The following is a 12,548-nucleotide window of genomic DNA, read 5'->3' on the forward strand; positions in this document are numbered from 1 at the left end:
GGCTCTTCCGCCGATCGTTCCGGTGTTCGACACGGATTTCGATCACCCCCGAGGACACGGACGTCCGAGATGACTACTGAAGCGCCCACGCGCCGCCATGCCCTCCGCCTCGCCGGCGGAGCCACCGCTGCGGGCATCGCCGCGACCACGGCTGCCCTCCCCGCCGAGGCCATGCCGAAAAGCAGGAGGGTCTCCTTCCGGCCCGGGCGCTACCCGCCCACCCGCGTGCTGCGCGCGCCGGCCCGGCACCTGGTGAACCGCTTCAGCTACGGCATCACGCCGGCGCTGGCTGCCGAGGTCCAGGCCGCTGGTGGCCACCTCGCCTGGTTCGACCGCCAGCTCGCCACGGCGTACGACGGCAGTGCGGACAACCTCTGCGACTGGTGGCCCGACCTGCACCGCGACGCAGTAGACCTGTGGTCCCGCACGCAGGGAGGCGTGCGCGGTGGCTGGGAGGTGATGTGGGACTACGGCAACCGCACGATGATGCGCCGGATGACCTCGCCCCGCCAGGTGCTCGAGGTGATGACGGAGTTCTGGGAGAACCACTTCCACGTCGCGACCAACTCCGACAACATCTTCGTCTTCCGGATCGAGTACGGCGAGATGGTGCGGGCCCACGCGCTCGGCCGCTTCGACGACCTGCTGCAGGCCACTGTCCTGCACCCGGCGATGCTGATGTTCCTGGGGGCCGCGACCTCGACGAAGGCGCACCCCAACGAGAACCTCGGTCGTGAGCTGCTCGAGCTGCACACGGTGGGCATCGGCAACTACGGCGAGGAGGACGTCAAGAACTCCGCCCGCATCCTGACCGGCAACCGCGTCGACCTCTACAAGACGTGGGCCGCGTCGTACGTCCCCAAGGACCACTGGACCGGGCCCGTGCAGGTGATGGGCTTCCAGCACGACAACGCGGACCAGGACGGCCGCGCGGTCACCGCGGCGTACCTCTCCTACCTGGCGCACCACCCGGCAACCGCCCGGCGGATCGCCACCAAGCTGGTGCGTGCCTTCGTGTCCGACACCGTGCCGGCGAGCCTCGTCGACCGGTTGGCGGCGGTCTACCTCGCCAACGACACCGCCATCGTGCCGGTGCTCAAGGCGCTGGTGCGTTCACCGGAGTTCAAGTCGGCGGTGGACAAGAAGGTGCGCGACGCTGACGAGGACGTGCTGGCGACCTACCGGATCCTGGGCGTCGGCGTGAAGAAGCCGAGGACGGACGCCTCCGCGGCCAACCAGGTCTACTGGCAGACCGCGATGATCGGGCTGGCCCCGCTGACGTGGCCCCGCCCGGACGGCCAGCCCGTCGACAACGCGTCCTGGTCCTCACCGTCGCGCGCGCTGGCGTCGATGAGCTTCCACTGGGACATGGTCAACGGCTGGTGGCCCGGGGACGCCGTGGCCTTTCCACGGCCGCGCTCCTGGATGCCGCGGGCCAGGCCGATGGAGTTCCGCGACCTCGTCGACCACCTGTCCCGCCGACTGCTGCAGCGGCCCTCGAGCAAGGCGCTGCTGAAGGCCTGCTGCCAGGCTGCCGAGATCCGCCCAGACACCCGGGTCAGCCGCAGCTCGGCGGTCTTCACGAAGGTCTGGCCGCGGGTCGTCGCGACCGTCCTCGACAGCCCCGCCTTCTACCAGCGCTGACCCCGCGCGGATCCCTGCGCAGATCCTTTGGAGACCCTGATGAGCGTTCTGCCTCTCGAACCGCCCGACTCCCACGGGTTCGAGCCCGCCGGGTGCGACTGCCGACCCGCCGGTCTTGCACCGAGCCGGCGCTCCCTGCTGCGCGGCGCGGCGCTCGCCGGCGCCACCACGATGTTCGGCTCCGCCGCCGTGACGATGGGGCCGACCCTCGCGGCCGCGGACGCACCCCGGCGTACGCCGTCCTCGACCGTGGTCGTCCTCTCGCTGCGCGGTGCGGCGGACGGGCTGTCGCTGGTCGTGCCGCACGGTGACCCGACGTACTACAAGGCGCGTCCCGGCATCGGCATCCAGCCGGGTGCCCTCGTCGCGACTGACGGCTTCTTCGGCATGCATCCGGCGATGGCGCCCCTGGTGCCGTTGTGGAACGCCGGCAGGCTCGCCGCGATCCACGCGACCGGGCTGCCGGTGCCGAACCGGTCGCACTTCGCGGCGATGGAGGCGCTCGAGGACGCCGACCCCGGCTCGTCCAAGCGGACCGGCTGGCTCAACCGCCTCGTCGGCAACGACCCCGCCACAGCACGGGCGAGCTCGAACCTCCAGGCGTTGGCCGTCGGTGCGGGCATCCCGACCTCCATGATCGGGCCGGAGCCGATCATGGCGTTCCGTGATCTCGACACCGCGAGCCTCGCGGGCGGTGACCGCAAGAGCGACCCGCGCGGGCTGCGGATGAAGGCGATGCGCACTCAGTGGACCCGCGACCGGAGCGCCCTCGGCAGCGGCTTCCGCGAGGCGCTCGACGCTGTCGTCGATCTCGACCCCGCACGGGCACAGCGCGCCCGCAAGAATCTCTACCCCGACGACGACCTCGGCGACGCGCTGTCGTCGGTCGCCCGCACCCTGCGCGCCGACGTCGGTGTCTCGGCGGTCACCGTCGACAGCGGCGACTGGGACATGCACGTCGGGCTGGGCGCTGCAGGTGCTGGCTGGATGCAGGGCAACGCAGGCAAGCTCGCTTCTGCGATCGCCGCGTTCTTCACCGACCTCGGGCCGGTCGGCGACCGGGTGACGCTGGTGACGATCAGCGAGTTCGGTCGCCGGGTCCAGGAGAACGCGAACGGCGGGCTCGACCACGGGTGGGGCAACGTGATGCTCGCCGCCGGCGCCGGGGTGAAGGGTGGCCGCTACTACGGCACCTGGCCCGGTCTCACCAACAGCCTGGACGCGGACCTCACGGTCACCACCGACTACCGCAGCGTGCTCGCGGAGATCGTCGCCGCCCGCACGACCGCGTCCACTGCGGCTGTCTTCCCGGGCTTCCAGCGCGAGCGCGTCGGCTTCATGCTCGGCCAGTAGCGGCCGGATCCCGACGTACGACGACGGCCCGCCCCACTGGGGACGGGCCGTCGTCGGTTCCTGGGTGGTTGCCCCAGTGAACAGAGCTGCGTCAGGAAGCGTTCTGGATCGCGGAGACGTCGAACTCGAGCTTGATCTTCTCGGAGACGAGCACGCCGCCGGTCTCGAGCGCGGCGTTCCAGGTGAGGCCCCAGTCCTTGCGGTTGATGCTGGTGCCGCCCTCGAAGCCGATGCGCAGGTTGCCGAACGGGTCGCGCGCCGAGCCGTTGGACTCGAACTCGACCGTGATCGGCTTGGTCACGCCCTTGATCGTCAGGTCGCCGGTGATGACCCAGTCGTCGCCGTCGCGCTCGACCTTGGTGGAGGAGAAGGTGATCTCCTTGTTGTTGTCCACGTCGAAGAAGTCAGCGGACTTGAGGTGACCGTCGCGGTCTGCGACGCCGGTGTCGATGCTGGCGGTCTGGATGGTGAGCGACACGGTCGAGTTGCCCGGGTTGGCGGCGTCGACGTGAGCGGTGCCGGAGAACTCGGTGAACTGGCCACGGACGGTGGTGACCATCGCGTGGCGGGTGCTGAACCCGAGACGCGTGTGGGTGGGGTCGATGGTGTAGTCGCCGGAGATGTCCTCGACGGCGGTGGTGGGAGCGTCGAACTGCTCGTCGGCGGTCTTGCGGTTGAAGAACGACATGGTGACTCCTGGTCTGGTGCGGGCTTTGGTTGAACGTTTGATTACCGTAACCGGACCTCGGTCCGATTCATTCCCACTGCCCACCCATGGTCAGAACATGCGTCGACCCCGCCCGGAGCTTGTCCGGACGGGGTCGAGCGAGAGTGGAGTCAGGCGGCGTGCGTGACGTGCGTGGCCGGCGCCGAGGCGTCGGTCCAGTGCGCCTCGAGGTGAGTCCGGCCCTGGCTGTCGGTCACCGGCACCCACGTCTGCACGAGGCCGCCGGCCTTCAGGTGGTCGCTCATGGGATCGCCCTCTTCGTTCGCACTGTGTTCATCTTCTGTTCACCTACGATAGCCCATCCCCACCCGCGGTGTCATCTCTTCGGCAAATGTCCACTCCGCCCCCCACCTCGAGGGGTCGAAAGCGGCGCGTTGAGTCCTTCGCGCTCCACCTACCCGATGCTAGGGAGAAATTGGCCATTCCTGCCCGATATCGGGCAGGAAGTTGCACATTGACCGTGTGTCACCGACGATCGTCGCCGTGCCGACATCCTCCGACCCCGATCTGGTCGATCGCATCGCGACCAGCACCGGGCTCTCGCCTGCCGAGGCGGCGCGGGTGGTGGACGACGTCATCGCCTTCCACGCCGAGCCGGTGGAGGACTACGTACGGCGGCGGCACGCCCAGCTGAAGACCTACGGCGCGAAGAACTCGGAGATCTTCGCGCGCATCGCCGAGGAGCTGGCCGACCGCGTGGTCGCCGCTCCGAAGCTCACCGAGCGGCAGCTCCGCCGCTTGGTCTATGGATAGCTGAACCCGGTGGTTGAGGTGTGCGGGCCGCTGGGCCCGAGCCTCGAAACCACAGTCGAAAGGACACCCCATGTGCGGAATCGTCGGCTACGTCGGCACCCAGCAGGCCACCCCGGTGCTGCTTGAGGGGTTGACCCGGCTCGAGCATCGGGGCTACGACTCGGCGGGCGTCGCGCTGCTGGGCAGCACGGGCATCAAGATGGCCAAGCGGGCCGGCCGGGTGCGTGACCTGGCCGAGGGGCTGCCGAAGCGGTTCGCGGGCAAGGTGGGCATCGGGCACACCCGCTGGGCGACCCACGGCCCGGCGAACGACGTCAACGCCCACCCGCACACCGACGCCAAGGGCCTGGTGGCGGTCGTCCACAACGGCATCATCGACAACGCCGCGGCGCTGCGACAGCGGCTGGGCGACGAGGGCATCGACCTGGTCAGCGACACCGACACCGAGGTGCTGGCCCACCTGGTCGCCCTCTCCGAGGCACCGACCCTGGAGGGCAAGGTGGTCGACGCGCTGGCCGCGGTGGAGGGCACGTACGGCCTCGCGGTCGTCCACGCCGACTTCCCCGATCGCCTGGTCGTGGCGCGCAACGGCAGCCCGCTCCTGGTCGGCGTCGGTGAGAAGGAGATGTACATCGCCTCCGACTTGGCCGCGATCGTGCGGCACACGACGACGATCGCGCACCTCGGCGACGGCGAGATCGCCACGGTCACGGCAGGCGGCTTCACGACGTACGGCGGCGACCTGCGACCCGTCACCCGCACCGCGGAGACCGTCGACGTCGACCCGGCGGCGTACGAGGCCGGGGAGCACGAGTCGTTCATGCACAAGGAGATGCTCGAGCAGCCGGCCGCGGCAGCGCGGGTGCTGAGCGGCCGGCTGGACGAGCGGTTCGGCACCGCGCACCTCGGCGGACTCAACATGGACGCCCGTGAGACCCGCGCGATCCGCCGGGTCAAGATCCTGGGCTGCGGCTCGGCGTACTACGTCGGCCAGATGGGCGCCGCGCTGGTCGAGGAGCTGGCCCGCATCCCCGCCGACGCCGAGGCCGCGAGCGAGTTCCGCTACCGCGACCCCGTCATCGAGCCGGACACGTTGTACGTCGCCGTCAGCCAGTCCGGCGAGACCATCGACACCCTGCTCGCGGTCCAGGAGATCCGGCGCAAGGGCGGCCGGGTGATCGGCCTGGTCAACGTCGTCGGCAGCGCGATCGCCCGCGAGTGCGAGGGCGGCATCTACCTGCACGCCGGGCCCGAGGTCGCCGTCGCGTCGACGAAGGCGCTGACCAACATGTTCCTGGGGTTCTCCCTGCTTGCCCTCCAGCTCGGCCGGGTGCGGGACCTGTCGATCGCCGACGGGCGTCGCCTGATCAACGGACTGAGCCGGGTCCCAGAGCAGATCCAGGAGATCCTCGACCGGGAGGCCGAGATCGCCGAGGTCGCCAGTCAGCTCGCCGCGGCCGAGAGCCTGTTCTTCGTCGGCCGGGTCCGTGGCTTCCCGGTGGCGCGCGAAGGTGCGCAGAAGTTCAAGGAGATCTCCTATCGGCACGCCGAGGCCTACCAGACCTCCGAACTCAAGCACGGCCCGCTGGCGCTGGTCTCCGAGCAGGTGCCGACGGTCGCGATCGTGCCGGACGACGAGCTCACGGACCGCAACGTCGGCGCACTGCACGAGATCGCCGCCCGGCGCGGGCCCCTGGTCGTGATCACTCACGAGGGCGTCGACCTCGGCGAGGTCGAGGCTAGCCCGAACTTCTTGGCGCGCATCGACGTGCCCCGCAACGAGCGCGAGCTCGACCCGGTGCTGCTCGTCGTACCCCTGCAGCTGTTGGCGTTCCACGCCGCGATGCAGCTCGGCCACGACATCGACAAGCCGCGCAACCTCGCCAAGTCGGTCACCGTCGAGTAGTCGTGACCCAGCCCACCGCGACGAGGAAGGTGGCGCCTGTGCTGGAAAGCACTACCGTTGACGGGTGAGCAACAACGAGAACGACGATACGTCGACTCCTGAGGTGACGTTCGCCGACCTCGGGCTCAGCGACAAGGTCCTGAAGGCACTGTCCGACGTCGGCTACGAGAAGCCGTCCGCCATCCAGGCCGCGACCATCCCACCGCTCCTCGCGGGCCGCGACGTCGTCGGACTCGCGCAGACCGGCACCGGCAAGACCGCGGCGTTCGCGCTGCCGATCCTGTCGCGCCTCGACCTGTCGCAGAAGACGCCGCAGGCGTTGGTGCTCGCGCCGACCCGCGAGCTCGCGCTCCAGGTCTGCGAGGCCTTCGAGAAGTACGCCGCGCACATCAAGGGCGTGCACGTCCTCCCCGTGTACGGCGGACAGGCGTACGGCGTCCAGCTCAGCGCGCTGCGCCGCGGCGTGCACATCGTCGTCGGCACCCCGGGCCGGATCATGGACCACCTCGAGAAGGGCACGCTCGACCTCACCGAGCTGCGCTTCCTGGTGCTCGACGAGGCCGACGAGATGCTCAACATGGGCTTCGCCGAGGACGTCGAGACGATCCTCGCCGACACCCCGGACGACAAGAACGTCGCGCTCTTCTCCGCGACGATGCCGGCGCAGATCCGCCGGATCTCGAAGCAGTACCTGAACAACCCCGAAGAGATCACGGTCAAGAACAAGACCTCGACGGCGCCGAACATCACCCAGCGCTACCTGCTGGTCTCGTACCCCCAGAAGATCGACGCCCTCACGCGCATCCTCGAGGTCGAGAACTTCGAGGGCATGATCGTCTTCGTCCGCACCAAGAGCGAGACGGAGATGCTGGCCGAGAAGCTGCGCGCCCGGGGCTTCTCCGCCGCGGCGATCAACGGGGACGTCGCCCAGGCCCAGCGCGAGCGCACGGTCAACCAGCTGAAGTCGGGCAAGCTCGACATCCTGGTCGCCACCGACGTCGCGGCCCGTGGCCTCGACGTCGAGCGGATCAGCCACGTCGTCAACTACGACATCCCCACCGACACCGAGTCCTACGTGCACCGCATCGGCCGCACCGGCCGCGCGGGTCGCAGTGGCGACGCGATCTCCTTCGTGACGCCGCGCGAGCGTTACCTGCTCAAGCACATCGAGAAGGCGACCCGTCAGCCGCTCGCCCAGATGCAGCTGCCGACCGCCGACGACGTCAACGCGACCCGGCTCTCCCGCTTCGACGACGCGATCACGTCCGCGTTGGAGCAGACCACCCGGATCGAGCGGTTCCGCGACATCATCGCCCACTACGTGCGCGAGCACGACGTGCCCGAGGTCGATGTCGCCGCCGCGCTCGCCGTGGTCGCGCAGGGTGACACCCCGCTGCTCATCGACCCGGCCGCGGACGCGCGCCAGCAGCAGCGCGACGACCGCCCGGTCCGCAACGACCGGCCCGACCGTGGTGGCCGGCCCGAGCGGGGCGAGCGCCGTCCGCGAGGCCGCACCGACGTGCCGATGGCGACGTACCGGATCGCGGTCGGCAAGCGCCACAAGGTCGAGCCGCGCCAGATCGTCGGTGCCATCGCCAACGAGGGTGGCCTGTCGCGCGGGGACTTCGGACACATCGACATCCGCGGCGACCACTCGCTGGTCGAGCTGCCCGCGGACCTGCCGGGCGGCGCCTGGGACAAGCTCAAGGGCACCCGCATCTCGGGCAAGCTCATCGAGCTGGCTCCGGACGCCGGAAGCCCGTCGTACAACGCGGGCCCGAGCAAGAAGCCGCGGCACAAGGATCACTGAGCACGGCCTGATAGAACCGGGGGCGTGCGTTCCCTCGTCTCGACAGCCGCTGCCCTCCTCCTGACTGCCGGTGCCCTCGCGGGCTGCGACGCGGGCGACAAGGCGACCGGGCCCGACCCTGACAAGGCGGCCGACGCCCTGGCCTCGGCGCTCGCGTCGGGGAGCTTCGCCGACGTCGCGTTCACCGGTGAGCAGACCTCCGAACAGGTGACCACCGACTACGCCGCGGTGGTCGAGGGCATGGGGGACCTCACGCCGACCGTGACCGCGGGCGGGGTCACCGAGGACGGTGACAAGGCCACGGCCACGCTCGCCTGGGTGTGGCCGGTCGCCGGCGACGAGTGGAGCTACACGACCGACGTCGTGCTGACCAAGGCCGACGACGAGTGGCAGACGACGTGGGCCCGCTCCCTGGTGGAGCCGAGCCTGCGCAAGGCGACCGTCCTCGACGCCACGCCGATCGCGGGGGCGCGGGGGGACATCCTCGGCAACCGTGGCACCGCGCTGGTCACGGACCGCGACGTCGTCCGCTTCGGCATCGACCGCGGCAAGGTGTCCAAGGCACGCGCCGGCGACTCCGCGCGCGAGCTCGCGCGGCTCGTCGACATCGACGCGGCTGCCTACGCCAAGCGGGTCGAGGCCTCGGGCGAGAAGGCGTTCGTCGAGGCGATCACGCTCCGCAAGGAGGACGTGCCGCCTGCTGTGGCCCAGAGCTACTTCCGCATCAAAGGGGCGGTCGGCATCCCCGACCGGGTCCCGCTGCCCCCGTCGCGTGAGTTCGCGGCGCCGATCCTCGGCACCGTCGGCGAGGTGACGGCCGAGATGCTCAAGGAGCACCCGGACCGTTACCAGGCCGGCGACCGGGCGGGGCTGTCCGGACTGCAGGCGAGGTACGACGAGCAGCTGCAGGGCGTGGACGGCGCCGTCGTCAACGCCGTCGGATCCGACGGGATGGAGCGCGAGCTCTACCGGGTCGAGCCGCAGCAGGGGCAGCCGCTCGAGCTGACCATGGACCTCCAGCGCCAGACCGACGCCGAGGCCGCGCTCGCCGGGGTCGGACCGGCGAGCGCGCTGGTCGCCGTACGCCCGTCGGACGGTGCGATCCTCGCCGCGGCCAACGGCGCCGGCACCGACGGCTACAACCTCGCGACGTACGGCCAGGCGGCTCCGGGCTCGACCTTCAAGACCGTGAGCAGCCTCGCCCTGCTGCGGGCCGGGCTCACGCCGAGCACCGTCGTGCCGTGCACCAGCCGGATCGTCGTCGACGGCAAGCCGTTCGAGAACTACGACGACTACCCGAGCGGTGCCCTCGGCAACGTCCCGCTGAGCACGGCGGTCGCCAACTCCTGCAACACCGCCTTCATCTCCCAGGCCGGCAAGGTGGCCGACGGCGACCTCGCCGCCGCGGCCGCGTCGCTCGGGCTGGGCATCGACCACGACCTCGGGTTCCCGGCGTACTTCGGGGAGGTGCCGCCGCCGAAGTCCGAGACCGAGGCGGCCGCCGACCTGATCGGGCAGGGCGGTGTCCTCGCGTCGCCGATGGCGATGGCGACCGTGATGGCGTCCATCCAGTCGGGCAAGACCGTCGTGCCGCGACTGGTGAGGTCGGTCGACGTGTCGGTGCCGTCGGAGGCGGCGCCGCTCACCGGCGGTGAGGCATCGGCCCTGAAGCAGATGCTGCGTGGCGTCGTCACCTCCGGCAGCGGCCGCGGGTTACTCGACGTGCCCGGCCCTCCGGTGATCGCCAAGACGGGTACGGCGGAGTTCGAGCGCAACGGCAAGAAGCTCACCCACGCCTGGATGGTGGCCGCGCAGGGTGACCTCGCCGTGGCCGTGTACGTCGACCTCGGGGCCTCCGGCTCCGGCACCGCCGGTCCCGTCCTGGAGCAGTTCCTGCGGGCCGGGTAGCCTGCGGGTTTCCCCGGCTGCCCGGGGAAACCCGCCGACACGCCGTTGTCGCAGCGGCGCGTCGGCAGATTTTCCCGGCCGACCGGGGAAACCGCACAGTCACCCCCGCTCGGGCAGGGTCCGCGCAACCTCCTCCGGCATCGGCTCGTAGTGCGCGAACGTCCTGGTGAAGACGCCGGCGCCATGGGTCGAGGAGCGTAGGTCGACGGCGTACCGGACCAGCTCGGTCTGGGGCACCTCGGCCAGGACCTGGGTGCGGTCGCCGACCTTGTCGGTGCCGAGCAGCCGGCCGCGGCGTGCGGAGAGGTCGCTCATCACCGGGCCGATCAGCTCGTCGGGGATCAACACGGTGACGCGGTCGTAGGGCTCGAGCATCGTCACGGCCGCCGCCGCAGCGGCTTCGCGCAGCGCGAGCGCTCCGGCAGCCTGGAAGGCCATGTCGGAGGAGTCGACGCTGTGCGCCTTGCCCTCGGTGAGGGTGACGCGTACGTCGACGACCGGGTGACCCATCCGGACCCCGCGCTCCATCTGCGCCCGGACGCCCTTCTCGACGCTGGGGATGAACTGACGCGGGACCGAGCCACCGACGACGTTGTCGACGAACTCGAAGCCGGAGCCCTCGGGCAGCGGCTCCACCTCGATGTGGCAGACGGCGTACTGGCCGTGCCCTCCGGACTGCTTGACGTGCCGACCCAGGCCGGCGGCGCGACCGGCGAAGGTCTCGCGCAGCGACACGACGAACGGGACCGGGTCGACGCGTACGCCGTAGCGCTCGGTGAGGCGCTCGAGGGTGACCTCGGCGTGGGACTCGCCCATGCACCAGAGCACGAGCTGGTGGGTCTCGGCGTCGTTGTCGATCCGCAGCGACGGATCCTCGGCGGCGAGGCGACCGAGCGCCTGCGAGAGCTTGTCGTCGTCGGCCTTGCTGCGCGCGACGACCGCGACGGGGAGCAGGGGCTCGGGCATCGACCACGGCCGCAGCACTCGTGGGTCGTCGACGGCGGAGAGGGTGTCGCCGGTCTCGGCCCGGGTCAGCCGGCCGATCGCGCAGATGTCGCCCGCGACCACTCGCTCGACCGGCACCTGAGCACGGCCGAAGACGTGGGCCAGCGCGCCGATCTTCTCGTCCTCGTCGTGGTCCGGGTGCCCGGCCCCGCCGCCGAAGAACGCGGTGAAGTGGCCGGACACGTGCACCGACTGGTCGGCGAAGAGGGTGCCCGAGAAGACGCGCACCAGGCTGAGCCGCCCGACGTACGGGTCGCTGGTCGTCTTCACGACCTCGGCCACCAACGGCCCGGCGGGGTCTGCCGAGATGGCGGCTGCAGCCGCGCCGGAGGGCAGGAACACGTCAGGGGACGGATGCTCGGCCGGTGACGGGAACCCGCGTACGGCGAGGTCGAGGAGCTCGGTGCACCCGACACCGGTCAGCGAGCACACGGGTACGACGGGGAAGAACGTCGCACGAGCGATCGCCCGCTCGAGGTCGTCGACCAGCACCTTCTCGTCGATCTCCTCGCCGCCGACGTAGCGGTCCATCAGGGTCTCGTCCTCCGACTCCTCGATGACCGCCTCGATCAGGTCGCCCCGCAGACCCGCCACACCTGGGTCGGAGCTCGGGGCGAGGAGCGCGGTGAGACCGACGACGGAGTCGCCGTCACGGACCGGGACGAAGAGCGGCATCACCCGGGCGCCGAAGGCGTCCTGGGCCTGAGCGAGCAGGCCCTCGTAGTCGGCGCGCGCCTGGTCCAGCTTGGTGATCACGACCGACCGCGGCATGCCGACGCTGGCGCACTCTCGCCACAGCGCGCGGGTGCCGTCGTCGACGCCCTCGTTGGCGGCGACGACGAAGAGCGCGCAGTCGGCGGCGCGCAGCCCCGCTCGCAGCTCACCGACGAAGTCGGCGTACCCGGGAGTGTCGATCAGGTTGATCTTGGTGCCCTCGCGCACCACTGGCGCGACCGCGAGGGAGATCGTGCGCCCGTGCGTGTGCTCGGCGTCGTCGTGGTCGCACACGGTGGTGCCGTCACGCACCGACCCGGTGCGGGTGATCGCACCCGAGGCGGCGAGCAGGGTCTCGGTCAGCGTGGTCTTCCCGGACCCGGCCGGGCCCACCAGCACCACGTTCCTGATCCGGTCCGGGCTGCTCGCCCCCAGATCTTGGCCGGACGCTCTCCTGTTGCTCTTGTCGGCCATGGCCGAACCTCCTGCCGGGTCGCACCGGGGGTCGCCGTTGACCCCTCGATCCGAGCGAACTCCTCTTCCCGGGCGACCACAAGGTCTGTCACGCACGGATTCCGATGATGAGCCTGAGGAGGCTTCAGTACGACGCGCTGTGAGCTCCGTCTGACAGCGCAAGAAAATGATCCGAGGCCCCGGCGTGCACGCCGGGGCCTCGGTCCTTCGTGGCTCGCCGATCCGATGCGAGGGGGTGCGCCAGATCGGGCCTG

General features: G+C 70.6%; 9 protein-coding genes. 6 read left to right on the plus strand and 3 right to left on the minus strand.

What is annotated here, in order from left to right:
* Positions 1-69: 69 nt before the first annotated feature.
* Positions 70-1,644, plus strand: a complete 1,575-nt coding sequence (locus tag ABEA33_RS18725; RefSeq protein WP_345528446.1) for a DUF1800 domain-containing protein — start codon at positions 70-72, stop codon at positions 1,642-1,644.
* A 39-nt stretch (positions 1,645-1,683) separates the two neighbouring features.
* Positions 1,684-2,997: a DUF1501 domain-containing protein gene (locus tag ABEA33_RS18730; RefSeq protein WP_345528447.1), complete on the plus strand. Its 1,314-nt coding sequence runs from the start codon at positions 1,684-1,686 to the stop codon at positions 2,995-2,997.
* Positions 2,998-3,088: 91 nt separating this feature from the next.
* On the opposite strand, the gene ABEA33_RS18735 is transcribed toward ABEA33_RS18730, so the two are convergent.
* Together ABEA33_RS18735 and ABEA33_RS18740 are read right to left on the minus strand one after the other, a co-directional pair.
* Positions 3,089-3,685 carry a YceI family protein gene (locus tag ABEA33_RS18735; protein WP_345528448.1) on the minus strand — a complete coding sequence of 199 codons (597 nt, stop codon included), beginning with the start codon at positions 3,683-3,685 and terminating at the stop codon, positions 3,089-3,091.
* Positions 3,686-3,834: 149 nt separating this feature from the next.
* The gene (locus tag ABEA33_RS18740) at positions 3,835-3,969 is read right to left on the minus strand and encodes a hypothetical protein (protein WP_345528449.1); all 135 of its coding nucleotides are present in this window, start codon (positions 3,967-3,969) and stop codon (positions 3,835-3,837) included.
* A gap of 217 nt (positions 3,970-4,186) precedes the next feature.
* Here ABEA33_RS18740 and ABEA33_RS18745 point away from each other — a divergent pair, with 217 nt between their 5' ends.
* From ABEA33_RS18745 to ABEA33_RS18760, 4 genes are all read left to right on the plus strand, one after another.
* A complete protein-coding gene (locus ABEA33_RS18745) occupies positions 4,187-4,477 on the plus strand; it encodes a hypothetical protein (RefSeq protein ID WP_345528450.1) in 291 nt (96 codons plus the stop codon).
* Positions 4,478-4,547: 70 nt separating this feature from the next.
* The gene (gene glmS, locus ABEA33_RS18750; RefSeq protein ID WP_345528451.1) at positions 4,548-6,383 is read left to right on the plus strand and encodes a glutamine--fructose-6-phosphate transaminase (isomerizing); all 1,836 of its coding nucleotides are present in this window, start codon (positions 4,548-4,550) and stop codon (positions 6,381-6,383) included.
* A 64-nt stretch (positions 6,384-6,447) separates the two neighbouring features.
* On the plus strand, positions 6,448-8,193 hold the full coding sequence (locus ABEA33_RS18755) for a DEAD/DEAH box helicase (RefSeq protein WP_345528452.1): 1,746 nt from the start codon (positions 6,448-6,450) through the stop codon (positions 8,191-8,193).
* Between the two features lie 24 nt (positions 8,194-8,217).
* Complete coding sequence (locus ABEA33_RS18760; protein ID WP_345528453.1) at positions 8,218-10,101, plus strand: penicillin-binding transpeptidase domain-containing protein; 1,884 nt, start codon at positions 8,218-8,220, stop codon at positions 10,099-10,101.
* A 99-nt stretch (positions 10,102-10,200) separates the two neighbouring features.
* Here ABEA33_RS18760 and ABEA33_RS18765 read toward each other — a convergent pair whose 3' ends face one another.
* Positions 10,201-12,294 (minus strand): elongation factor G-like protein EF-G2, encoded by a 2,094-nt coding sequence (locus tag ABEA33_RS18765; protein WP_345528454.1) that lies wholly within the window; start codon positions 12,292-12,294, stop codon positions 10,201-10,203.
* Positions 12,295-12,548: the final 254 nt, after the last annotated feature.

It is taken from the genome of Nocardioides endophyticus, assembly GCF_039543845.1.
GTDB classification, from domain to species: domain Bacteria; phylum Actinomycetota; class Actinomycetes; order Propionibacteriales; family Nocardioidaceae; genus Nocardioides; species Nocardioides endophyticus.

What these genes read in the sequence shown, in the direction of transcription:
- glmS (WP_345528451.1), top strand. Translation starts at nt 4,548, where the DNA reads ATGTGCGGAATCGTCGGCTACGTCGGCACCCAGCAGGCCACCCCGGTG.
- ABEA33_RS18740 (WP_345528449.1), bottom strand. Translation starts at nt 3,969, where the DNA reads ATGAGCGACCACCTGAAGGCCGGCGGCCTCGTGCAGACGTGGGTGCCG.
- ABEA33_RS18735 (WP_345528448.1), bottom strand. Translation starts at nt 3,685, where the DNA reads ATGTCGTTCTTCAACCGCAAGACCGCCGACGAGCAGTTCGACGCTCCC.
- ABEA33_RS18725 (WP_345528446.1), top strand. Translation starts at nt 70, where the DNA reads ATGACTACTGAAGCGCCCACGCGCCGCCATGCCCTCCGCCTCGCCGGC.
- ABEA33_RS18765 (WP_345528454.1), bottom strand. Translation starts at nt 12,294, where the DNA reads ATGGCCGACAAGAGCAACAGGAGAGCGTCCGGCCAAGATCTGGGGGCG.
- ABEA33_RS18730 (WP_345528447.1), top strand. Translation starts at nt 1,684, where the DNA reads ATGAGCGTTCTGCCTCTCGAACCGCCCGACTCCCACGGGTTCGAGCCC.